The following is a 22,866-nucleotide window of genomic DNA, read 5'->3' on the forward strand; positions in this document are numbered from 1 at the left end:
TGGATCAGTACTCCCCGCCGTCACTGTCGTCGGCCGGCGCGTGCAGGCGAGTCAGGTGCACCCGACGTGCGAGTCGAATGACCGGCCGGATCAACAGTTCGATGCTGCCGATCAGGAACAGCCACGTTCCCGCCGTGGTGGTCGATTCATGGAAGAACAGAACGCTGCCGGCGATGAACCACACGGCGACCAGGATGTCGTTGATGATGCTGACGACTTCCCACCGTTGTCTGATGATCAGTTCTTCACGGCCGATCGTCACCGTGATCGGATTGCTCATCCGTGTCCCCACCGATCAGTTGCGTACATCGAAGACCTGCTTCTGTATCCCGTTGCCGTAGACCTCGTGCTCGACCAGTGTCAGCAGTGTCGCATCCTTGTCCGCGTCGCTGAACAGGCGCTTGCCTGCACCGAGCAGCAACGGAAACACCAGCAGGTGGTACCGATCGACCAACCCGGCATCGGCCAATGCCCGTCCCAGGGTTGCGCTCCCGTGCACGATGATCGGTCCGCCGTCGGCCTCCTTCAACGCGGCCACGTCGTCGACCGACCGCAAAACCGTTGCGGGCCAGCGCGAGTCGTCCCCGTCGAGGGTCGTCGAGACCACGTACCGCGGCATCGCGTTGTACCCGGCGAAGTCCTCCATCGTCGGCCACACAGGCGCGAATGCCTCGTACGACCGTCGACCGAGCAACAGTGCGGTGGACTCCCCTTGCTCACGACCCTTGATCTCGTACGCAGCCGCGTCGAACTCGACATCGTTGAAGGTCCAGCCCGCGTTGCGGTAGCCGGCCTCTCCACCGGGCGCCTCCATCACGCCGTCGAGCGAGACGAACGCGGTGACGATCAGTGTGCGCATCGGTGAACTCCTTCCGGTTGGTCTCCGTGGACGCCGTTCGGCCCCACGAACACAATGACCTATGGACCTCGGGAAAGTCATCGCTCGACCCGGTCACCGCTGCACTCGCCCGGGCGGTCGAGTAGTCGGACGGCTGTAGCGTGTCGTGCGTGAACTCTTCTCGCACTCTCGGTGTCCTGCTGGCCTCGTCCGCGTCTCTCGTCCTGGTTCTGTCCGGATGCAGTTCCGATGCGGACACGACGTCTGCCGGCACCTCGACCACCGCGTCGTCCGGCTCCGGATCATCGTCGACCGCCGCTGCGGAGTCGTGCCCCACCGCGGCGCCCGAGTCGGGTGCTGCCGCCGAGTGGACGCTCGACGGGGACACCGGCAGCATCGCGGTGACCGGATCCACCGACGACGCCGCTCCCCTGGTCACCGTGCAGGCCCCGTTCGGTGTGGCCGAGACGCAGGTGAAGACGCTGCAGGCCGGCGACGGCCCTGTCATCGCGGCGGATGCCACCGTCTCCGTCTGCTACATGGGCGTGAACGGACGCGACGGATCCACCTTCGACAGCAGCTACGAGCGCGGCGCCCCCGTCGAATTCCCCCTCGACGGTGTCGTGGCCGGTTTCCAGAAGGCCATCGCCGGCCAGACCGTGGGATCCACGATCGGCGTCGCGGTGACCTCCGCAGACGGCTACCCCAACGGTCAGCCGCGCGCCGGCATCGAGGCCGGCGATTCGCTGATCTTCGCGATCAAGGTTCTCGGCGTCAGCTGATGGAAGTCCACCCGGTCGACCGTGGTCCCGTGTTCGACGGTGTCCGCATCGGTCGGCCGGCGGTGGGCGCTTTGATCGACGCGGGCTATTGCACGGTGAGCGACCTGCCGACGGATCTTGCCGAGTTGCGAGCACTTCACGGGGTGGGTCCCGCGGCGATCAGGAAACTGGAAGGCGCACGCGGCCAACCGACGTGACGGTTCCTGTGCAGTCACGACGACGTCGTCGCGAGGTCGATGGTGACCCGCACCCCACCCGTCTCGGAAACCGTCGCCACTGCCGTTCCCTGATGCTTTCTGCCGGCGATGTCCACGGTGACCGGAGCGCCGTCCGGGTGGAAGTTGCGCCACCACGACTTCTGGCTCGGTGCGGCGACCATCACCGTGACCGTCGATCCCGACTTCCGATACGACACCGGCAACGAGATTGTCTTGCCCGAGCGTCGGCCCACGTAGGTGAGCGTGGCGAGCCCGCGGCCGAGGACGGACGAGAGCACCGGCAGGCCCATCAGGGGCCTGACGATCGTGTTGGCGGCGTTGGCGACGGTCTGGAATGCGGTCATCTTCGGTCCCCCTGCGAGCGATGGATGTCGCCTCGCATCATGCCTGTGCCAGGGCACCACGACACGCCGTTCGGCCGGTGTTCGCGCCCCGTTTCCTGACTCATTCCAGATAAGTCGTGCATACTGGTCGACGTGAGCCCATCGTCGAACTACCCGGAGATGCTGCGTGGTGCCGCGCTCCGAGTCACCCGCCCTCGTCTGGCGGTGCTCGACGCGGTGCACGAACACCCGCACGCCGATACCGACACGGTCTACGGAGCCGTTCGGGCCACCCTGCCCGACGTGTCCCGCCAGGCCGTGTACGACGTGCTCCATGCCCTCACCTCTGCGGGACTGGTCCGGCGTATCCAGCCGTCCGGTTCGGTGTCGCGGTACGAGAGCAGAATCGGCGACAATCACCACCATGTCGTGTGCCGCGCGTGCGGCACCATCGCCGATGTGGAATGCGCCGTCGGCGAGGCTCCGTGCCTCACTCCGTCGGAGGCCCATGGTTTCGTCGTCGACGAAGCCGAGGTCATCTACTGGGGCGTGTGCGAGAACTGCTCCACCAGCGTCAGCCCCTGATCCCGTAGCGCGAAGGCGCCCGAGATCAGTTCATTCATCTTCTCTTGGAGGGAAACTCGTGTCCGAGGACCACACAACACGCGAAAAAGAGATGAACCAGGACCAGCCGCAGGACGCGTCCGGCGGCTGCCCTGTCATGCACGACAAGATGCCGATGCCGGTCGAGGGTGGCACCAACCACGAGTGGTGGCCCAAGGCACTGAACCTCAAGATCCTGAAGAAGAACCCCGCCGTCGGTGATCCGATGGGCGCCGACTACGACTACGCGGCCGAGTTCAACTCGCTCGATCTCGCCGAGGTCAAGCGCGACATCGAAGCCGTCATGACGAACTCGCAGCCTTGGTGGCCCGCGGACTTCGGCCACTACGGCCCCTTCTTCATCCGCATGGCGTGGCACGCAGCCGGCACGTACCGCAAGCAGGACGGACGCGGCGGCGCCGGAGCCGGCATGCAGCGTTTCGCACCTCTGAACAGCTGGCCGGACAACGCCAGCCTCGACAAGGCCCGTCGCCTGATCTGGCCCGTGAAGCAGAAGTACGGCCGCAAGCTCTCCTGGGCCGACCTCATCGTGCTCACCGGCAACGTCGCCATCGAGTCCATGGGACTGCCGACCTACGGCTACGCCGGCGGTCGCGTCGACGCCTGGGAGCCGGACGAGGACGTCTACTGGGGCCCCGAGCAGACCTGGCTGGGTGACGAGCGCTACAACGGTGATCGCACGAGCCTCGAGAACCCGCTGGCCGCTGTGCAGATGGGTCTGATCTACGTCAATCCCGAAGGCCCGAACGGCAACCCGGATCCCGTGCAGTCCGCACTGGACATCCGCGAGACCTTCGGCCGCATGGCCATGAACGACGTCGAGACCGCAGCACTGGCCGTCGGCGGACACACCTTCGGCAAGACCCACGGTGCAGCCGACCCCGATGCGCACATCGGAGCCGAGCCCGAGGGCGCCCCGATCGAGCAGATGGGCCTCGGCTGGAAGAACAGCTTCCAGAGCGGTGTCGGCGCGGACGCGATCACGAGTGGTCTCGAGGTCATCTGGACCCCGACCCCGACGCAATGGGACAACACGTTCCTCGAGACGCTCTACGGCTTCGAGTGGGAGCTCTACAAGAGCCCCGGCGGCGCTCACCAGTGGCGTCCGAAGAACGGTGAGGGCGCGGACCTGGTCCCGGACCCCGCCGACCCGACGAAGCGTCGCCACCCGTCGATGCTGACCTCGGATATCGCGATGCGCGTCGACCCGATCTACGAGCAGATCACCCGTCGCTGGCTCGACCACCCGGAGGAGCTCGCAGAAGAGTTCCAGAAGGCGTGGTTCAAGCTGACCCACCGCGACATGGGACCGGTCAGCCGGTACCTCGGACCCGAGGTGCCGTCGGAGACCCTGCTGTGGCAGGACCCGATCCCGGCCGTCGACCACGAGCTGATCGGTGACGCACAGCTCGCCGAGCTCAAGTCCGCGATCCTCGATTCCGGGCTGAGCACCGAGCAGCTCATCTCGACCGCGTGGGCCGCAGCGTCGTCCTTCCGCGTCAGCGACAAGCGCGGCGGTGCCAACGGCGGTCGCCTGCGTCTGCAGCCGCAGGCCGGCTGGGAGGTCAACGAGCCCGACGAGTTGGCACAGGTCATCCGCGTGCTCGAAGGCATCCAGGAGTCGTTCTCCGGAACGGTCTCGTTCGCCGACCTCGTCGTCCTCGGCGGCGTCGCGGCACTCGAGAAGGCATCGGGCGTCAGCGTTCCGTTCACCCCGGGCCGCATGGACACCACGCAGGAGCAGACGGACGTCGATTCGTTCTCCGACCTCGAGCTGAAGGCCGACGGCTTCCGTAACTTCCTCGGCAAGGGCCAGAAGCTGCCGGCGGAGTACTCCCTCGTCGACCGGGCGAACCTGTTGTCGCTCAGCGCACCCGAGCTGACCGTCCTCGTCGGTGGTCTGCGTGTCCTCGGCGCCAACTACCAGAACTCGTCGCACGGCGTTCTGACCGACAAGGTCGGCACACTGTCCAACGACTTCTTCGTGAACCTCCTCGACATGGGCACCGAGTGGGTTCCCACGTCCGAGGACGGCATCTACGAGGCCAAGGATGCTGCCACCGGTGAGACGAAGTGGACCGGCACCCGTAACGACCTGGTGTTCGGCTCGAACTCCGAACTCCGTGCCATCGCCGAGGTGTACGCCTGCGACGATGCGAAGGACAAGTTCGTCCAGGACTTCGTCGCCGCGTGGGACAAGGTCATGATGCTGGATCGCTTCGAACTGGCCTGATCTCTCTTCTGACCATCACCACCCCCGCATCGGTTCCTCGGTGCGGGGGTGGTGTCGTCTCAGCGACGAGAGCGGCGGGTCGAGATAGGCAGACCGACGAGCGCTCTCGCTGCGGACCCGGCGAGCGCGAGATACCCCGCCGCGCTGCGCAGCGACCAGGCGACCGACCACACCGTCGTGGTCGACTGCTCCCCCGTCGGCCGTCCGGCGAACCGGTCGTCGAGCCAGCGAAGCGTCAACGGCACCGACAGTGGCAGCAAGGTGATGTGTTCGCTGGTCCGGTCGCGGATGTACTGCACGGAGGCACCCGCATCGCGGTACCGCGTCACCTGACCGTCGACGTCGTCCACCGCGATGATCTGATCGTGCGTCGCCTGCAGGACGAGGAGCGGGAACCCGGGAGCCGAACGCCCGGGTTGGATTTCCTCGAAGATCGTCACCATCTCGGGTTTCGCCATGACGTCGGCGATGGGGATGGTCGCGTAGCGATCCAGGTCGAACCCGCGCAGCGCGATGATCGCCTGCATCGTCGTCATCTTGTTCGTCGACGCGAGCAGCTCGAGGCCCTCGTCGTTCACGAATTCCTGCATCACCGCGTCGAGGTCGGGATACGTCAGCCGCAACCCCTCGATGACGAGGGCAGGTAGCGCGGCGTAGCGGGTTGCGTTGAGGCGGAAGAATGCCGATGCCGGGTCACCCACCGGTGACCCGAGGACCGCTCCGACCACGTCGAGTTCCGGGGCATGCTCGTCGACCGCCTCGGCGGCCCACGAGGAGGCCAGTCCACCACCGGAGTAGCCCCAGAGGCCGACGGGCGTGGAGGTGTCGAGGCCCAGTTCATCGAACGACACGGCAGCCCGGACGGCATCGAGGGTGCAGTAACCGGGTTCGAGCGGAGCGCCCCAATGACCCTCCGCACCTTCGTGATCGGGGATGCTCACGGCCCACCCCAGGCGTAGCGCGTGCAGCACAAGCAGGAATTCGTACTGCGGCACCGAGCCGCGCGCGTGCGATCCCAGACGCAGTGCGTAGGACGGGAACGACCGGCCCGATACCGCGTCGATGGCGCACTGGTACGACAACAACGGACGGCGCGCATCCGGGCGAGCACCGGCCGGCAGCAGCACGGTGGTGACGCCGACACGGGGGTGCCGCTCGAGGTCCTGCGTGCGGTAGAGCAACTGCCACGCCTGCAGACGTTGGCGCACTCGGCCGAACACCCCGATGCGCACGGGACGCGACCGCAGGAGATCACCGCAGGCGGCGTTCTCGAAGCTTTCGGGAGGGAGGTAGAACGGGTCCCGCTCCGGCGTCGTGACGGGACCCTCCGACCAGTGCTCGGTCTCGGGCGGATCCACGTCCCGCTGGTGCTGTTCGATACTCATGCCTACGGTTACCCCTGTCGTCGGGTCACACTAACCCGTGCGCTCAGCCCTCCACCGTGCCGACTCGGGTCGACGGGTCGTCGTCGGATGCGCGGGAGAGCACCGGAACCAGTGCATCCACGGCGTACGGGAGGCTCAGCGGGCTCGCGAAGCCGAGTGCAGCGGGTACCGGTGTGCCGAACTCACCGACGTACACCGTCCGGTCGTCCTTCACGACGTTCAGGCTCTGCAGCAACGCGTTGCCCGCGACATCCTCGGGTGTGACACCGAGGAGGACGAGTGTCTGCTGATCGAGCAGGTCGTAGCGCTCGGCGCTGACGAGTCCGGTGGTCTCCGGAGTGGTGAATCCGAGGTCGGTGAAGAAGCGGTTGCGGGGATCTCCGCTGTCGAGGATGTAGAACGTGCCGTCGAGGTACAGAGCGACCGCGGCGGTGCGACCCTCGAACGACGGGTTCTGCGCGGTGGCGTCGGAGAACTTCGCGTCCACCTCCGTGCGCACGGTGTCCGCCTCGGCGGTCTTGCCGAGCGCAGTTCCGTAGGCCGCCAGCTGATCCCGCCACGACGGCGTCTCCGACCCGTCCGAACCGGCGATATCGCCCACCGTGGTCGCGATCCGACCGAGCTGCTGGTACTCCGGCTCCTCGAGGTACGCGTAGGTGGCCATGATCAGGTCCGGTTCGGCCGCCGCCACGCCTTCGACGTCGAGTGTGTCGCTGCCGACCTCGGTGATGGTGTTGCCGGCCAGTTCATCCTGCGCCCACGGGCGGGTCGCGTAGTCGTACCCGGAGAAACCGCGTGTGGCGACGGGCGTGACGCCCAGCGAGAGCGCAAAGTCCTGATCGTTGTACCCGGCGGTCACCAGGCGCTCCGGCGCGGCGTCGACCGTCACGGTGCCGAACTTGTCGGTGATCTGCGCCGGGAAGGCACCGTTCGACTCCGTCGGTGCGGAGTCGGTGTCCGACGAGCTGCACGCCGCCGTGCCGAGAAGTAGAACCGTGGCCGCGACGGACACACCGACGGAGACGCGCATGAGACACCCTTCGAGAGATCAGATCGTTTGAAAGTAAGGCTAACCTCAGAGGCGTTGCGCCCGTCTACCGACCCAACCCGAGTGCTCCCGCGAGCCGCGCCCAGTCCCCGACCGGTGGAACGTCCATCCGGGCGCCGAGCACCTGGACCACCACGCTCGTCGCGCCGGCGTCGATGTGCTCCTGGACGCGTCGAGTGGTGGCCTCGAGGCCCCGCGTGACCATGGCATCGGCAAGCTTCGCGCTCCCGCCTCGGACGAAGTCGTCCTGCCCGAAACCCAGTCGCTCCCAGTTGTTCCGGTAGTTGGGAAGTCCCGTGTAGATGTTCAGATGGGCGTGAGCCCGTTCGCTCCACACCGACTCGTCCGAGTCCGCGGCCGGGTCCACCACGGCGGCCTGTTCGACCACGAGTTCCGGACGGTGCTCGCTGTCGCCCGCATCGAGGATCTCGCGCGCCATCAACGTGTGCTCCGGTGTCACGAGGTACGGATGAGCGCCGGCGGTGCGATCGCGCGACAGCTCGATCATCTTCGGACCGAGGGCCGCGAGCAGCCGCGGCGGGTTCTGCTCCTCCCCCGCCACCGCGGCCGGTGCAGCGTCCAGAGCGTCGAGGTACTCCCTCATCGCTGCAACAGGTTTCGCGTAGAGGTGCCCGCGCATACGTTCGACGAGGGGTGCGTGGGAGACACCGAGACCCAGGACGAAGCGGCCGCCCGACACGGCGTGCAGGGTCCGCGCGGCGGACGCCGTCGCGACGGCATCACGGGCGTAGATGCTGGCGATACCGGTTCCGACCACCAGCGAGGACGTGGCGCCGAGGTAGAGCTGCGCCGCGGTGAGTGCTTCACGCCCGTACGCCTCACCGAACCAGAGCGAGTGCCACCCCTGATGTTCGACCTGCCTCACCACGTCCGTGACGTCGGTGACGGGCACGCCGTCGAGAGTTCCCGTCCACAGGCCGATGGTCGCGTCCGAAGTCATGTCCACCAGTGTGCACGCGGCGGGGTCAGACCCGGTCGACCGACTGCCTGAGCCTGTCGAGTGTCGCCGCGATGTTCGCGGTGTTGGCCGTGGCACGATCACGGACACCCGTGGCCAGCCCGCCGATGCCCACGAACCATCCCGGACGTCGATCCCACATCCGCTCCGTGACCACGGTTCCGTCCGACGACTGCTCCACGTCGTATCGCCAGTGCGCGATCGGGATGGAGACAGGTCCGTACGCGACGTCGAAGGCGAACGCGCGCCCCGGATCGGCGTCGGTCACGGTGCACGTCGTCGACCACCGGTGCAGGCCGTTGCGGTTACTCCCGACGAACGTCGCACCGACTCCCGCCGACGAGCCGCTCTTCCAGCGCATCGTGTGGGCCTCGTCGGCGAAGTCGGCGAGACGGTCCAGGTCCGTGACGGCGGCGTACACGGTGTCGGCGTCGGCGCGCACCGTGACGGTTCCCGACGCGAGAGCGGGTGTGGAAGGTTCGGTCACCGCGCCACCGTATCGAGGCCGCCACCGGAGAATGCCGTTTCCGACGTGGTGTCGTACAGAGTCAAGAAGGACCGGCCTGCGTCGTGCAGAGTCGACTACACACCGTCACCTACTTCCAGGAGTGTTCATGCCGTCCCTCCCCCCCTTCCGTTTCCCGGGCGCCACCGCGCTCGTCACCGGCGCAGCCAGTGGAATGGGCGAACAGATGGCGTACGAACTCGCCCGCCGCGGAACCGATCTCATCCTTCTCGACAGGGACGCCGAGCGTCTCGCGGATGTCGCGCAGGCCATCGGTACGGCCTCCCCCGCCCGGTCCATCGACACCGTGGTCGCCGATCTGTCCGATCTGGACCGTCTGGGTATCGCCATCGACGGCATCGTCGAGCGGCACGAGCGCATCGATCTGCTGATCAACAATGCCGGCATCGCCTTCGGCGGGTCGTTCGAGCAGCTGTCGGCCAAGGATTTCGATACGGTGATGGACATCAACTTCCGTGCGCCGGTGGACATCACACGTCGACTGCTTCCCACGTTGCGTCGCTCGCCCGGCTCGCACATCGTCAACGTGTCCAGCCTGTTCGGGATCGTGGCCCCTCCCGGCCAGTCGGCGTACTCCTCGAGCAAGTTCGCCATCCGCGGCTTCACGGAGTGCCTGCGCCACGAACTCGCTCCGAACATCGGCGTCACGTCCGTGCATCCCGGCGGCATCAAGACCCGGATCGCCGAGACCGCCGGATCGGCCGCCGGTGCCACCGACAAGGAGATCGCGGCGGGCAAGGCCACCTTCGCGAAGCTGCTCACCTACCCGGCAGACAAGGCCGCTCTACGCATCCTCGACGGTGTGGAGAAGCGCAAGGGCCGCGTCCTGATCGCGGCGAGCGCGCACTCCGTCGACATCCTGGCGAGACTGTTCCCGGCGACCTACTTCTCGGTCATGCGCCGCGCCATGTAGCAGCGTCACTCACGACAGGGCCAGGGCCCCCACCGATCGGTGGGGGCCCTGGCCTTGTTCGCGCGGGGTTCTCGTCGACGGGACGTCAGCGAACGTTCGCCACCTTGCGCACAGTGCTGCGCGCCGTGCCCTTCAACGTCTTGCTCATGTCGCCGCGGAGCGTCGACATCGAGTCGAGAATGTAGTTCTGACGGACCAACCAGGGACCGTGGTCACCCTGGCGGGGGAACTCGTCGATGGATCGCTGCACGTACCCCGACTGCAGATCGAGCAGGGGACGTTCCTCGAGCGGGCCCCGAGGTGACGGCACCACCGAGGCGAGATCGTTCTTGTCCATGTACTCGAGCACGCGGCAGACGAGACGCGATGTCAGGTCGGCCCGCAGGGTCCACGACGCGTTGGTGTACCCGATGCAGATGGCGAAGTTGGGAACGCCGGTCATCATGGCGCCCTGCCAGACGAACTGCTTCGACAGGTCGACGGCCACCCCGTCGACGTGCGGCGTGATTCCGCCGAATGCCAACAGCTGCAGTCCCGTTGCTGTGATGATGACGTCCGCGGGCAACGTCTTTCCGGACTTCAGGCGGATGCCGTCCGGGAGGACAGTGTCGATGTGATCGGTGACGACCGAGGCCTTGCCCTTCTTCATCGCCTTGAAAAGGTCCGCGTCCGGGATGGCGCACAGGCGCTGATCCCACGGGTTGTATTCCGGCGTGAAGTGTTCCGCGACCAGCTTCTCGTCACCGAGGATCTTGGTGGAGAACTTGGTCAGCAGCGCGCGCGCCGACTCGGGCCGGCGCCGGCAGAACTGGTAGAAGCCGGTGCTGAACAGGATGTTCTTCGTGCGAATGACGCTGTGCGCCATGCCCGCGGGGAGGTACTTGCGAATCCTGTCGGCCAGCTTGTCCCTGCCGGGCACCGCACTGATCCAGGTGGGCGAGCGCTGCAGCATCGTCACATGGTTCGCCGTGCGCGACATGGACGGCACGAGAGTGACTGCAGTAGCACCACTTCCGATCACGACGACATTCTTGCCCGCGTAGTCCAGATCCTCCGGCCAGAACTGCGGATGGACCGTGGTTCCGGCGAACGTGTCGAGGCCGGCGATGTCGGGGTTGTACCCCTTGTCGTAGTCGTAGTATCCGGCGCAGCAGTACAGGAAGCCGCACGTCATCTGCGTGGTGGAGACGCCGGACTCGTCGGTGACCTGCAGCGTCAGAGTCCACGTCGCATCGGCCGTGCTGTAGTCGGCGTCGACGACCTTCGTGCCGTACCGGATACGACGGTCGATACCGAACTCGGCGGCGGTCTCCTTGATGTAGTCCAGGATCGTCTCGCCGTCGGCGATGGACTTCTCCGCGCGCCACGGCTTGAACTGGTAACCCAACGTGTACATGTCGGAATCCGAGCGCACCCCCGGGTAGCGGAACAGATCCCACGTGCCGCCCATGCTGGTTCGCGCCTCGAGAATCGCCCAGGTCTTGCCGGGATGCTCCGTCGACAAGCGGTAGCCCGCGCCGATTCCGGACAGTCCTGCCCCGACGACGACCACGTCGACGTGCTCGAGGGTCGAATCGGTGAACGACGGATCGAGATGATCGGCTGTGGATGTCATACGACCAGTCTCCCGACTCCGACGCGACATTGCTTGACTCTGGACGACATGTCCTTGATTCTTGGCGACATGCCCGCTATTCGATCCGCCGGTTTGAGAGGCTTCCGCGCCACGGTGGCCGAACTGGGGGGCGACGCGGAGAGCTACGCGGTCGCCGCCGGACTTCCCGTTGCCGCGCTGGACGCGGACGACCTCCTGGTCGAGGACGTCGCCATGGCCGGCGTGCTCGAGATCGCGGCCGCGGAACTCGACTGCCCCGATCTCGGACTCCGCATCGCCCGCCGACAGGACCTCGGGATGCTCGGTCCTCTGGCGTTGGCTATCCAGAACTCGGCGACCGTGGGTGAGGCCCTCGAGTGCACGGAGCACTACCTCTTCATCCATGCCCAGTCGCTGTCTCTGCACCCCGAGCGTGACCCCTACGGAACACCGGGAATCGTCGGATTGAGGTACGGCACCAGGCCCGGCATCATCGCGCCGATCCAGGGCACCGACATGGGACTGGGATTCCTGCACCGGGCCACCATCGCGCTGGTCGGTGGTCCGTACGGTCTGAGGTCCGTCGAGCTCCCGTACGTACCCGTCGCTCCGGTGTCGGTGTACGAGAACTTCTTCGGCGTCGCCGTCCGAACCGGCCGACCCGCCGCCATCCTGCGGGTGCCGGCGTCCCTGATGAACCGGCCCATGCACGGCGGCGACTCCAACCTGCACCGGTTGGCGCTGGCGTTCCTGGCCCGACAGGGCGCCGGACCGACGACCGACGTCACTCCGCGGGTCCGGACCATCCTGCAGCAATCACTCGGGACCACTCCCCCGCACATCGACCACGCGGCGCGCCTCCTCAGCCTGCATCCACGCACGTTGCAACGCCGATTGTCCGGCGAAAACACCACGTTCGCGGCGATCGTCGACCAGGTCCGGCGCGAGGAGTCGCTCCGCTACCTGACGACGACATCGCTGCCCATGAGTCAGATCGCCGCCGCCGTCGGACTGTCCGAGCAATCGACGTTCACCCGCGCGTGTCGCCGATGGTGGGACCTCACTCCCACCGACGTCCGTCGCCACGGTCCCGGCGACGGCCGACGGCTCAGCTGAAAGCGCTGGACGGAAGCTCTTTCTCGTCGTCCACGATGGCAGCGACGATGCGTGCGGCGACGTCGTCCGGATCGAGTCCCGTCGGCATCGACGGCGCCGTGCCGGAGATCGCACGCGTCGCCAGTCCGGTCTCGGTGTGGGGCGGACGGGCATCGACCACCCGCACCTTGCGTCGACGCGCCTCGGGTCGTACCGCCTCGACGAATGCGCTGATACCGGCCTTCGCCGCGCAGTAGGCCGCCATTCCGCCGACAGGCTTCTCGGCGATGACCCCACTGATGCTCAGGATGACGCCCCCGGCCTCGACGCGTGTCAGGGCGGACCGCACGAGGCGCAGCGGCGCCAGCAGGTCGACGAGCAACAGGTCGTCCACCGTGTCGTCGTCCACCTCCGCGGCCGGCCCGAACGCCACGACTCCCGACGCGATCACGACTCCGTCGAGGTGGCCGACGTGCGACGTCGCCTGCACGACGAGGTCCTCCGGTGCACCGGGGTGGGCCAGGTCTGCTGCCACGACGTGCGCCCCGTCCACGCCGAGCGCGGACAGCGCGTCCGCCGACCGTCCCGAGATCGTCACGGTCGCACCCGCGTCGACGAGACGCGCGGTGATCCGCGATCCGAGAGCACCCGAGGCGCCCGTGACCAGGAAATGCTTACCGGCGAGTTCCATGTCAGACGCCCATCTCGGAGAGCGAGCCGACGGTCGCCGCGGTGGCCGACCGCGTCCAGGCGACGGGATCCTGCCCCTGCGGGCTCACACACACCGTGTCGACGCCCAGGGCGGCGAATCCTTCCATCTCACGGAGGAACCCGGCACCGTCCGCGACCGGATCGAGCGAGGTGATGATGGTCTTCTCGATATCCGCGTAGAGGCGTCCCTCGCGCTCGCAGTGACCGCGCAGGACGTCGAGCTTGTGGGCGACGGTGTCCTGGTCGGGCGCGAAAAGGTTGCAGAGTGAGCCGTACCGCGCGACGAAGGCCAGAGTCTTCTTCTCCCCGGACCCGCCGATCATGATGGGCGGCTCGGGGCGCTGCAGCGGTTTCGGCTCACAGATCGTCTCGGCCAACGAGTAGTGCTGTCCGTCGAACGGACCGTCGTCGTCGCTCCACATCTGCTTGCAGATCCGCACGGCCTCCTCGAGCCGCTCGAATCGCTCGGCCATGGAGGGGAACGGGACACCCAGCCCCTTGTGCTCGCGTTCGTACCAGGCTGCGCCGATACCCAGCATCGCCCGACCCCCGGACAGGACGTCGAGCGTCGTGACGGTCTTGGCCAGCAGACCCGGATGGCGGTAGGTCACGCCGGTGACCAGCAGGCCCAGCCTGATGCTCTCGGTCCGTCCCGCGAGGAACCCCAACGAGGTGTAGCCCTCGAGCATCGGATCCTGCGCGGTGGCGAGGTTCTCCATCTGGAACCAGTGATCCATCAGCGTGAACAGGGTGCACCCCCCGTCCTCCGCGGCGCGTGCGCTGTCCGAGAGCAGTCCGGCCGTCGCGGCGGCCCCGCCCGGAAGGGTGAAGTACGGATAATGAACGGCCAACTGCACGATGAAGTCTCCTCGTTCGTCTCTCGCAACGGATCTGCTGCTACTTCGTCCCTGCGTACGGTTCCGGACCGTCGGAAGCCACGGCGAGGGAACATTCGGGATCGTCGCGCGTTGTTCGGAGTGTGAATGAATCGGCTCCGACTCGGACAGTAGTGGCAACGGCTTTCGGCGGCCCGGAGGTCGTCGAGATACGTGAGGTGGACCTGGTCGAACCCGGCGACGGCATGGTTCTCGTCGAGGTACGGGCGGCCGGGGTGAACCCCATCGACTACAAGCTCTACAGCGGCGCGTTCGGCACCGACTCCAGTCGCCTCCCGATGCCGCTGGGTGCCGAGGCATCCGGTGTCGTGCTGGCCGTCGGCGCGAATGCCGACGGCCCTGCGGGTCCCGTGTCGGTCGGAGACGAGGTCATCGTTCTCGCCGACGGCGCGTATGCCGAGCGCATCATCGCCCCGGCGGGCTCGGTCCTGCCCAAGCCCGCTTCTCTCGACTGGGCCGAGGCGGCGTCGTATCTCCTCACGGCTGCCACCGCCTGGGACATCGTCGAACTGTCCGGCGTCGGCGAGGGCGACTGCGTGCTGATCCACGGCGCGTCCGGGTCGGTGGGCTCACAGGCGGTCCAACTCGCCGTCCATCGCGGTGCGCAGGTGATCGGCACCGCCAGTCCTCGCAATCTGGACGCGGTGCGTGCACTCGGCGCCGTGGCCGTTCCCTACGGCGACGGTCTGCTCGACCGTGTCCGGACCGCCGCACCGGACGGAGTCGACGTGGCGCTGGACACCGTCGGAACCGACGAGGCGGTGGACGTGTCGCTGGCCCTGGTCGAGGACCGCACCAGGATCGTCACCATCGCGGCATTCGGCCGGGCCGCGGACGAAGGTTTCCCGTCCGTGGGCGGGGGGAACGCGGAGAGCGCAGCACGTCGTGAACGTGCCCGCCTGACGTTGCTCGACCTCGCGGGGTCCGTGGTCACCGTGACGATCGCCGCGAAGTACCCGTTGGACGAGGCTGCGAGGGCTCATCGCGAACTGGGCACGAATCACCCGCGCGGAAAGTACGTTCTCGAACCCTGACCGGCAGGTCGGGCCGCAGCAGACTACCGTTGTCCCCGAGAACACAGACATTTTAGGAGTGGACACATGAGCGTCGAGACGAACGAGAAGAAGCGTCACCGCGTCGTCGTCATCGGTTCCGGATTCGGTGGCCTCTTCGGCACGCAGGCCCTCAAGCGGGCCGATGTGGACGTCACGCTCATCGCGCGTACCACCCACCACCTGTTCCAGCCGTTGCTGTACCAGGTTGCCACCGGCATCCTGTCCGTCGGCGAGATCGCCCCCGCCACCCGCGTCATCCTGCGCAAGCAGAAGAACGCCGAGGTGTTGATGGGTGACGTCGAGACCATCGACCTGACGAACAAGACGGTCACGTCGCGTCTGCTCGAGCGCGAGACGGTGACGCACTTCGACAGCTTGATCGTCGCGGCGGGTGCCCAGCAGTCGTACTTCGGCAACGATCACTTCGCCGAATTCGCGCCGGGTATGAAGACCATCGACGACGCTCTCGAGCTGCGCGGCCGGATCCTCGGCGCGTTCGAGCAGGCCGAGCTGTCGACGGACCCGGCCGAGCGCGAGCGTCTGATGACGTTCGTCGTGGTCGGCGCAGGCCCCACCGGTGTCGAGCTGGCCGGCCAGATCTCCGAGCTGGCCAACCGCACCCTCGACGGAGCGTTCCGCAACATCGACGCCAGGGACGCCAAGGTCGTCCTCCTCGACGCTGCGCCCGCCGTTCTGCCGCCGATGGGCAAGAAGCTCGGCGAGAAGGCAGCCAAGCGCCTCGAGAAGCTGGGCGTCGATATCCAGCTCAACGCGATGGTGACCGGCGTCGACAACGACGGTCTGACCGTCAAGGAGAAGGACGGCACCGAGCGTCGCATCGAGGCCCAGTGCAAGGTGTGGTCGGCCGGCGTGCAGGCCAGCCCCCTGGGCAAGCAGCTCGCCGACCAGTCCGACGGCACCGAGGTGGACCGAGCCGGACGTGTCGTCGTCGAGCCCGATCTGACCATCAAGGGCCACCCCGAGGTCTTCGTCGTCGGCGACATGATGTCGGTGAAGGACGTTCCCGGCATGGCGCAGGGCGCCATCCAGGGTGCGAAGTACGCCGTCAAGCAGATCAAGGCGTCGCTCGACGGACAGAGCCCGGCCGAGCGCAAGCCGTTCTCGTACTTCGACAAGGGCTCGATGGCCACCGTGTCGCGCTTCAGCGCGGTGTGCAAGGTCGGCAAGCTCGAGTTCGGTGGCTTCATCGCCTGGGTCGCGTGGCTCGGCCTGCACCTCTTCTACCAGGTGGGATACCGCAACCGCTTGACGACGGTCATCTCGTGGTTCGTGACCTTCCTGGGTCGCGGTCGCGCGCAGATGGCATCGACCGAGCAGCAGGTGTTCGCCCGTCTCGCGATCGAGCAGTTGCACACTCTCGAGAAGGAGAACCGCGTCGAGGGCATCTCCATCCCGACGCGCACGGTCGAGGCGACCAGCAAGGCCGCCGACCGCGAGTCCGGCGTCACGGTGGACGCCGAGGGTCGGCAGAAGCAGCAGGACAGCACCGAGAAGCGTGCCGCGTCGGGTGCGTCCCCCACTGCGGAGGAACGTCAGGGAGCAGAACCGTCCTCGGCGGAGTCCGCAGGAGCCAAGCGCGCAGGCTGAACGACCGGTAGCCGATGGCCGAGCCAGGTGGAGAGCGTTCCACCGCCGGCCATCGGCATCGTCGTGTCCAGGCCCGATCGCACATCACCGGTGGCGTCCGGCAAGGCCGTCGAGGGCCACGTGAGAGTACTCATCGCCGCCATCGGTGCGAGCAGGGCGTCGTGACCGTCGGCTCCCGGCCCGAGGTCCACCCGGTGACGGAGCACCGGCGTCGTACCGGTATCGACGTCGAACGTTCCCGTCCATCGCCCGAGGTGTTCGCCGGTGCGGCCGAGCTGCACCCGCTCGCGAACCACTGCCCGCGACCCCGTCCCGAGGTGCAGACCGACCTCCGAGTGATGCTCGGCCGAACCCGCGACGATGGTCGGCTCAGGGTCGAAAACCAGGTCCCCACCGTCGTGCACCTCGAGAGACCACCGCGCGTGTGAGACGTCGGTGATGCGTCCAGGGAGGGCGACCGACGCGGCGACGGTGCAGACCTCGAGTCGGGCACCCGCCTCTACGACGATGCGAACCTCGATCGTGTCCCCACCGAGAGGTGTTGCGGCAGAGCCGATCAGGTGCACCCGATGCGCTCCTGTCCGCCGCACCGCCAACCCACCGCGGGCCTCGATCCGCGGTGTGCGGGCACGCGACGCCACGATGGTCACGACGGACTGCAGCGTCCCGCGGCCGACCGGGGCCGTCGACTCAGACAGCGACGGCGGCGAGCTGATCTCGCACCCACCTCAGCACGTCGGTCGCGGCCGGATCCTCCGTCAGTGAGATCAACGCGGTCGGCCGCCCTTCGCGCACTCGGACAGCGTCGTTCTCCATGACCGTGAGATCCGCTCCCACCATCGGAGCCAGATCCGTCTTGTTGATGACCAGCAGATCCGAGTACGTCACCCCCGGACCGCCCTTGCGGGGCACCTTGTCGCCGCCGGCCACGTCCACCACGAAGATCTGGACGTCGATGAGTCCGGACGAGAACGTCGCGGTGAGGTTGTCGCCACCCGACTCGACGAGGATGAGATCCAGCGGCGGGTTCGCCTCGATCAAATCGTCGATGGCGTCGAGGTTCGCCGTGATGTCGTCGCGGATAGCGGTGTGCGGGCATCCCCCGGTCTGCACGGCCGTGATGCGCTGGTCGGGCAGCACCGCGTGACGACGGAGGAAGTCGGCGTCCTCCGTGGTGTAGATGTCGTTGGTCAGCACCGCGAGAGACAGCTCGTCCCGCAATTGTCGGCACAGAGCAGCGACGAGCGCCGTCTTGCCGGATCCCACGGGGCCGCCGATGCCGACCCGCAGAGCCTCGCCAGGTGTGCGAGAACGCTTCGGGCGGTCCAGGTCGTGCGTGTGCGGTTCCCCGTCGATGAGATGCGGAGGCATCGTGAAGGCTCCTTCGGTGTTGTCGGTCAGGACGCGAACAGTGGTCGTTCACGCTGTGCGTGGCGTTCGCCCAGGAAGTCGAGCAGCGGGTCGGACAGGTTCTCCAGTCGAGGGAGGCCGGCGGTGACCGAGTCGGCGATGCGGTCGCACTCGCTCGCGAGGCCGATGGTGCAGGCCGCCACGGCACCGGGGTCGAGAGCCAGGAGCCGCTGCGCGGCGATCGCCGCGCCGGTCATCGCGGTGTAGATCTGAACGGACGCTGTCTCCGACGGGGTAGACCCGGTGAGCGCACCGACGACACCGGCGACGACCGGAAGATGCGGACGACGACCGAGCGTCGACCAGTCGTGATCGGGCCACACGGTCTCGGCGAGTCGGCGCAGTCCCCGTCCCTGGGACCGGGAGGCCGCGCGCGCGGCGGGAGACGGTGTGCGAGCGTCCGTCTCGTGATCGGCGTCGACCGGGGACAGGATGCCGGCGCAGACGGCCGCCGCGAGGGACGCCGCGACCGCACCACTGATTCTCATCCGACGACGCAGGTACGCGTCGAGAGTCACCACGTCGCGCACGAGGCCTTCCGTGATCGCTTCCTCCACTCCACCGGAGTGCACGTGACCCCCGATGGGCAGCCGGGAGTCGGCGAGGGTGAAGAGCATCGCGAGCCCGGACGGTGCAGACAGTGTCGTCATCGGATCCAGTGTCGTCATCAGAACAGGAAGTACCGCTGCGCCATCGGCAGTTCGGTCGCCGGCTGCTCGGTCCACACGTCGCCGTCGATACGCACGGTGAACGTGTCGGGATCCACCTCGATGCGCGGCACCGCGTCGTTGTTCACCATCTGCGCCTTGCCGATGCCGCGGACGTTGCCCACGGGCACCAGACGGCGGGAGACGTCGAGCCGGTTCGCGAGACCGTCCGCGAGTGCTTGCGGCGCCACGAAGTGCACGGACGTGGCCGCCGCGGCTTTCGGTGTCGCACCGAACATGGGCCGAGGGAGCTCGGGCTGAGGTGTGGGGATGGACGCGTTCGCGTCGCCCATCGTCGCCCAGGCGATCATGCCGCCCTTGATCACCATGTGCGGACGGACACCGAAGAATGCCGGTTCCCACAACACCAGGTCGGCCAGTTTGCCGGGTTCGATCGAACCGACCTCGGCATCGAGACCGTGCGCCACGGCGGGGCAGATCGTGTACTTGGCGACGTACCGCATGGCGCGGTTGTTGTCCGCACGGTAGTCGCCGGCGAGGAAGCCGCGGCGCTTCTTCATCACGTGCGCGGTCTGCCACGTCCGCAGGACGACCTCGCCGATCCGGCCCATGGCCTGGGAGTCGCTTCCGATCATCGAGATCGCTCCCATGTCGTGCAGCAGGTCTTCGGCGGCGATCGTCGACGGTCGGATCCGACTTTCCGCGAACGCGAGATCCTCCGGAATCGACGGACTGAGGTGGTGGCACACCATCAGCATGTCGAGGTGCTCGTCGAGAGTGTTGACCGTGTGCGGCCGAGTGGGATTGGTGGAACTGGGGAGTACGTGGGGCTGCGAGGCGACCGTGATGATGTCGGGTGCGTGACCGCCTCCGGCTCCCTCCGTGTGATACGAGTGGATTCCCCGACCGGCGATCGCACCGAGCGTGTCCTCGACGAAGCCGGCCTCGTTCAGGGTGTCCGAATGGAGTGCGGCCTGAACGCCCGCCTGATCACACACCGTCAGGCAGGCGTCGATGGCGGCGGGTGTCGATCCCCAGTCCTCGTGCAGCTTGAAACCCGAGGCGCCGGCGCGCAACTGCTCCCACATCGCATCGGGTGAGACCGTGTTGCCCTTGCCCAGCAGCGCCACGTTCATCGGCCATCCGTCGAGAGCCTCGAGCATGCGTGCGAGGTGCCATGCGCCCGGAGTGACCGTGGTGGCCTTCGTCCCCTCGGCGGGACCGGTGCCGCCGGCGATGATCGTGGTGATGCCCCCGCCGAGCGCTTCCTCCATCAACTGCGGTGCGATCAGATGCACGTGGCAGTCGATGGCTCCGGCGGTGAGAATCCTGCCGTTGCCGGCGATGATCTCGGTGGAGGGTCCGATGACGAGGTCCGGATGCACCCCGGACATCGTGTCGGGATTGCCCGCCTTGCCCAGCGCGACGATACGGCCGTCGCGGATACCGACGTCGGCCTTGATGATTCCCCAGTGGTCGAGCACGACCACGCCCGTGATGATCGTGTCCGGCGCGCCGTCGGCACGGGTGGCGCGGGACTGACCCATCGACTCGCGGATCACCTTGCCGCCGCCGAAGACGGCTTCGTCACCGGCGAGACCCGGCCCGCCGCAACGGTCCTCGGTGATCTCGACGACGAGATCGGTGTCCGCCAACCGGATTCGATCGCCGGTGGTGGGCCCGTAGAGCTGCGCGTACCGCGATCGGTCGAGAAAGGACATCAGAGTCCGCCCGTCGTCTCGACCGCATCCAGACGACCGGGAGGCGTCAGCGAGATCCCGTACACCTCACGGGATCCGCCGATATCGACGGCGGTCACGCGATGCGCGATACCCGGTTCGAAGCGCACGGCCGTTCCCGCAGGGATGTCCAGCCGCTTGCCGTGCGCCGCTTCGCGGTCGAACGTCAACGCGGCGTTCGACTGCGGCAAGTGCACGTGGCTCCCGACCTGTACGGGACGGTCGCCGTCGTTGACCACGTCCAGCGTGACGGTTGCCCGGCCGGCGTTGAGTTCGATCACACCGTCCTCGACGAGGATCTCGCCCGGAATGATTCTGCCGTCATCCATGCGCTCGGCGCCCTTCATGAAATGGGATCGTGGACGGTGATGAGCTTGGTGCCGTCGGGAAAGGTCGCCTCGACCTGCACCTCGGGCAGCATCTCCGGGATGCCGTCCATGACGTCCTCCCGGGTGAGCACCTCGCGTCCCGACGACATCAGTTCGGCGACGGTCCGCCCGTCACGTGCACCTTCGAGGAGGTGATCGGTGATGACGGCGATCGCTTCGGGGTGATTGAGCCGCAGACCGCGCTGACGTCGCCGACGCGCGAGTTCGGCGGCGTAACTGAGCAGCAGTCGCTCCTGCTCGTGCGGCGACAGTCTCATGCCTCGACCCTGCTCACTGGTGTGACGTCCTTTCGGGAATGCGACTGCGGCTCCGCAATGCTGGCACGCGGCGGGGCATCGTGCACGGCAGGCGGGAATCGCCCGGTTTCAGGCTCCGCCGATGGCCGCGGTGTCCTCGATGTTCTGCAGCCGCACCTGACCTCGCGCGATCAGCCGGTCCGACTCGTCGGTGATCGTGACCGTCCAGATCTGCTGAGTGCGTCCGCGGTGCACCGGAACCGCTTCCGCGGTCAGGACTCCGGCGCGAGCTGCGCGGATGAAGTCGGTGGTGTTGTTCACTCCCACCACGTGGCCGCGGCCCCCGAGCCACAATGCTGCAGCGGTGCTGGCGACGGACTCGATGACGGAACAGTGCACTCCCCCGTGCACGATGCCGAACGGCTGCAACAGCTCGTCGCGGACAGTCCACCGCGCGGTGACGCGATCGGGTTCGAGATCGTGGAACTCGAGACCGATGAGCTTGCCGAAACCGGTGTCGAGCTGCGCTCTCATGTCGTCCAGGGACGTCGTGGGTTCGGTCATCGGGAGACTCCTCGTGGCTGCCGGGATGGAAGTCCCAGTGAACCAACAGGGTCGGACCGAAAAGTCGGCGGGCCTCGCAGTGGTGTGCGAGGCCCGCCGGGGCACGGATGCCGGTGTCGCTGCAGCCCTCAGGTCACCGGCACGGTCCGAAGTCGATGTGTGCTCGTCGGCACGGATTCAGCATATAGGACAGGCTTGCCTAAGTCACGGGTATCGACGACGGCGGACCTGCCACCCGGCGCCGGCCAGGGCGTCGAGAAGCATCTGGCCGCGTCGCCATCCCGCCTCCTGGTCGTGGTCGGTACCCAACATCGGAACCCGCGCGGATGCACCCAGAACGGAGTCTCCGACGATGCGCCCCAGACCGGTTCTATCGATCGGTCCGAGCGTCGACAGTCCCTGAGCGGCGACGTCCAGCGATCGGGACGCGCGATGCGCGATCCAGGCTGCGAGAGCCTCGTCGCACGGCAGACCCACCGTGCCGCGACTGCGCCCGACCGACGCCGACGACACCGAGCGCAACGTGGTGTCGCGAACTCCCGCCCAGTCGATGCAGACGTCGCTGTCCAGATGGATCCAGAGGTTCTCGGGACCCGGGTCCCAGGATCGAGCGCACGCGACGAACGCTGCAGCGGAGCGTCCGACGACGGCGTGGACCAGCGCCGCCGACACCTGCTCGATCGCCCGATGTGGATCGGGGTGGTCGAGCAGGGCACGCCCGTGCAGTGCGGCGAAGCGGCCCGACTCGCATCCGGTGGCGAAGGACCACCACCGACGTTTGCTCTGTTCTGCCATGTCGGCGACCGCGTAGACACGAGGAGCGTTCGCATCGAGGTGGCGGAGCGTGGTCATCGTGCGACGGAACTCGGCACCGACGGTCGCTCGGCGGTCCGGTGGCGAGACGACGATGTCGGCGAGAACTGTCATCGGTGTGCGCTCCTCATGATCGGACGGGACGGCGTTGCGCCATAAGGTAAGCCTAACCAATACTTGACGTGCAACCGGTTGTGGTGCGCGTCACCGACCGACCCT

The 22,866-nt window shown here is 67.3% G+C and carries 25 protein-coding genes and 1 pseudogene; 8 read left to right on the forward strand and 18 right to left on the reverse strand.

The features are described 5' to 3' along the window. Positions 1-4 precede the first annotated feature (4 nt). On the reverse strand, positions 5-280 hold the full coding sequence (locus AC0IX4_RS12940; RefSeq protein ID WP_056074899.1) for a YrhK family protein: 276 nt from the start codon (positions 278-280) through the stop codon (positions 5-7). 15 nt (positions 281-295) lie between these two features. Continuing rightward, entirely contained in the window at positions 296-859 is a 564-nt protein-coding gene (locus AC0IX4_RS12945) for a dihydrofolate reductase family protein (protein WP_056074901.1), read from the reverse strand. A 140-nt stretch (positions 860-999) separates the two neighbouring features. Here AC0IX4_RS12945 and AC0IX4_RS12950 point away from each other — a divergent pair, with 140 nt between their 5' ends. Both AC0IX4_RS12950 and AC0IX4_RS12955 read left to right on the forward strand, forming a co-directional pair. Further along, on the forward strand, positions 1,000-1,620 hold the full coding sequence (locus tag AC0IX4_RS12950; RefSeq protein WP_471829215.1) for an FKBP-type peptidyl-prolyl cis-trans isomerase: 621 nt from the start codon (positions 1,000-1,002) through the stop codon (positions 1,618-1,620). A 29-nt stretch (positions 1,621-1,649) separates the two neighbouring features. Continuing rightward, positions 1,650-1,817 (forward strand): helix-hairpin-helix domain-containing protein, encoded by a 168-nt coding sequence (locus AC0IX4_RS12955; RefSeq protein WP_231568751.1) that lies wholly within the window; start codon positions 1,650-1,652, stop codon positions 1,815-1,817. A gap of 14 nt (positions 1,818-1,831) precedes the next feature. Here AC0IX4_RS12955 and AC0IX4_RS12960 read toward each other — a convergent pair whose 3' ends face one another. Then, positions 1,832-2,182 (reverse strand): nitroreductase/quinone reductase family protein, encoded by a 351-nt coding sequence (locus AC0IX4_RS12960; RefSeq protein WP_471829216.1) that lies wholly within the window; start codon positions 2,180-2,182, stop codon positions 1,832-1,834. Between the two features lie 159 nt (positions 2,183-2,341). On the opposite strand from AC0IX4_RS12960, the gene AC0IX4_RS12965 reads away from it, so the two are divergent. Both AC0IX4_RS12965 and katG read left to right on the forward strand, forming a co-directional pair. Further along, positions 2,342-2,746 carry a Fur family transcriptional regulator gene (locus tag AC0IX4_RS12965; RefSeq protein WP_042575680.1) on the forward strand — a complete coding sequence of 135 codons (405 nt, stop codon included), beginning with the start codon at positions 2,342-2,344 and terminating at the stop codon, positions 2,744-2,746. A gap of 91 nt (positions 2,747-2,837) precedes the next feature. Next, entirely contained in the window at positions 2,838-5,018 is a 2,181-nt protein-coding gene (gene katG, locus AC0IX4_RS12970) for a catalase/peroxidase HPI (protein WP_471829327.1), read from the forward strand. Between the two features lie 59 nt (positions 5,019-5,077). Here katG and AC0IX4_RS12975 read toward each other — a convergent pair whose 3' ends face one another. The 4 genes from AC0IX4_RS12975 to AC0IX4_RS12990 form a co-directional block, all read right to left on the reverse strand. Continuing rightward, positions 5,078-6,403, reverse strand: a complete 1,326-nt coding sequence (locus AC0IX4_RS12975) for a lipase family protein (protein WP_471829217.1) — start codon at positions 6,401-6,403, stop codon at positions 5,078-5,080. A 43-nt stretch (positions 6,404-6,446) separates the two neighbouring features. Further along, positions 6,447-7,433 carry an ABC transporter substrate-binding protein gene (locus AC0IX4_RS12980; RefSeq protein ID WP_471829219.1) on the reverse strand — a complete coding sequence of 329 codons (987 nt, stop codon included), beginning with the start codon at positions 7,431-7,433 and terminating at the stop codon, positions 6,447-6,449. A 64-nt stretch (positions 7,434-7,497) separates the two neighbouring features. Further along, a complete protein-coding gene (locus tag AC0IX4_RS12985; RefSeq protein WP_471829220.1) occupies positions 7,498-8,412 on the reverse strand; it encodes a TIGR03620 family F420-dependent LLM class oxidoreductase in 915 nt (304 codons plus the stop codon). Positions 8,413-8,437: 25 nt separating this feature from the next. Next, a complete protein-coding gene (locus AC0IX4_RS12990; RefSeq protein WP_471829222.1) occupies positions 8,438-8,917 on the reverse strand; it encodes an SRPBCC family protein in 480 nt (159 codons plus the stop codon). Positions 8,918-9,044: 127 nt separating this feature from the next. Here AC0IX4_RS12990 and AC0IX4_RS12995 point away from each other — a divergent pair, with 127 nt between their 5' ends. After that, positions 9,045-9,869, forward strand: coding sequence for an SDR family NAD(P)-dependent oxidoreductase (locus tag AC0IX4_RS12995; RefSeq protein ID WP_042575713.1), 825 nt, complete (start codon positions 9,045-9,047; stop codon positions 9,867-9,869). Positions 9,870-9,954: 85 nt separating this feature from the next. On the opposite strand, the gene AC0IX4_RS13000 is transcribed toward AC0IX4_RS12995, so the two are convergent. Next, positions 9,955-11,484: a flavin-containing monooxygenase gene (locus tag AC0IX4_RS13000; RefSeq protein WP_471829223.1), complete on the reverse strand. Its 1,530-nt coding sequence runs from the start codon at positions 11,482-11,484 to the stop codon at positions 9,955-9,957. 48 nt (positions 11,485-11,532) lie between these two features. On the opposite strand from AC0IX4_RS13000, the gene AC0IX4_RS13005 reads away from it, so the two are divergent. Continuing rightward, on the forward strand, positions 11,533-12,579 hold the full coding sequence (locus AC0IX4_RS13005) for an AraC family transcriptional regulator (protein ID WP_231568750.1): 1,047 nt from the start codon (positions 11,533-11,535) through the stop codon (positions 12,577-12,579). Here AC0IX4_RS13005 and AC0IX4_RS13010 read toward each other — a convergent pair. Both AC0IX4_RS13010 and AC0IX4_RS13015 read right to left on the reverse strand, forming a co-directional pair. Next, positions 12,572-13,249, reverse strand: coding sequence for an SDR family NAD(P)-dependent oxidoreductase (locus AC0IX4_RS13010; protein ID WP_471829224.1), 678 nt, complete (start codon positions 13,247-13,249; stop codon positions 12,572-12,574). The two genes, AC0IX4_RS13005 and AC0IX4_RS13010, sit on opposite strands and share 8 nt — an antisense overlap. 1 nt (position 13,250) lies before the next feature. Next, on the reverse strand, positions 13,251-14,126 hold the full coding sequence (locus AC0IX4_RS13015) for an LLM class F420-dependent oxidoreductase (RefSeq protein ID WP_471829225.1): 876 nt from the start codon (positions 14,124-14,126) through the stop codon (positions 13,251-13,253). 152 nt (positions 14,127-14,278) lie between these two features. Here AC0IX4_RS13015 and AC0IX4_RS13020 point away from each other — a divergent pair, with 152 nt between their 5' ends. Further along, the gene (locus AC0IX4_RS13020; RefSeq protein ID WP_471829226.1) at positions 14,279-15,199 is read left to right on the forward strand and encodes an NADP-dependent oxidoreductase; all 921 of its coding nucleotides are present in this window, start codon (positions 14,279-14,281) and stop codon (positions 15,197-15,199) included. 66 nt (positions 15,200-15,265) lie between these two features. Continuing rightward, positions 15,266-16,606 (forward strand): annotated as a pseudogene (locus AC0IX4_RS13025) (NAD(P)/FAD-dependent oxidoreductase); the annotation flags it as partial. Positions 16,607-16,773: 167 nt separating this feature from the next. Here the strand turns inward: AC0IX4_RS13025 and AC0IX4_RS13030 are convergent. From AC0IX4_RS13030 to AC0IX4_RS13065, 8 genes are all read right to left on the reverse strand, one after another. Next, positions 16,774-17,490 carry an urease accessory protein UreD gene (locus tag AC0IX4_RS13030; protein ID WP_471829328.1) on the reverse strand — a complete coding sequence of 239 codons (717 nt, stop codon included), beginning with the start codon at positions 17,488-17,490 and terminating at the stop codon, positions 16,774-16,776. A gap of 28 nt (positions 17,491-17,518) precedes the next feature. Further along, positions 17,519-18,199, reverse strand: a complete 681-nt coding sequence (gene ureG, locus AC0IX4_RS13035) for an urease accessory protein UreG (protein ID WP_042575668.1) — start codon at positions 18,197-18,199, stop codon at positions 17,519-17,521. 26 nt (positions 18,200-18,225) lie between these two features. Next, entirely contained in the window at positions 18,226-18,888 is a 663-nt protein-coding gene (locus AC0IX4_RS13040; protein WP_471829228.1) for an urease accessory protein UreF, read from the reverse strand. Between the two features lie 17 nt (positions 18,889-18,905). Beyond that, positions 18,906-20,627 (reverse strand): urease subunit alpha, encoded by a 1,722-nt coding sequence (locus tag AC0IX4_RS13045; protein WP_471829229.1) that lies wholly within the window; start codon positions 20,625-20,627, stop codon positions 18,906-18,908. Next, complete coding sequence (locus AC0IX4_RS13050) at positions 20,627-20,992, reverse strand: urease subunit beta (RefSeq protein WP_471829230.1); 366 nt, start codon at positions 20,990-20,992, stop codon at positions 20,627-20,629. The genes AC0IX4_RS13045 and AC0IX4_RS13050 overlap by 1 nt, the downstream gene beginning before the upstream one ends. Then, the gene (locus tag AC0IX4_RS13055) at positions 20,989-21,291 is read right to left on the reverse strand and encodes an urease subunit gamma (RefSeq protein ID WP_042575666.1); all 303 of its coding nucleotides are present in this window, start codon (positions 21,289-21,291) and stop codon (positions 20,989-20,991) included. Before AC0IX4_RS13055 ends, AC0IX4_RS13050 begins: the two co-directional genes overlap by 4 nt. A 108-nt stretch (positions 21,292-21,399) precedes the next feature. Further along, the gene (locus AC0IX4_RS13060) at positions 21,400-21,834 is read right to left on the reverse strand and encodes a PaaI family thioesterase (protein ID WP_042575665.1); all 435 of its coding nucleotides are present in this window, start codon (positions 21,832-21,834) and stop codon (positions 21,400-21,402) included. Between the two features lie 204 nt (positions 21,835-22,038). Next, a complete protein-coding gene (locus AC0IX4_RS13065) occupies positions 22,039-22,761 on the reverse strand; it encodes a hypothetical protein (RefSeq protein ID WP_042573700.1) in 723 nt (240 codons plus the stop codon). Between the last annotated feature and the right edge of the window lie 105 nt (positions 22,762-22,866).

The organism is Rhodococcus sp. AC861 (assembly GCF_979256035.1).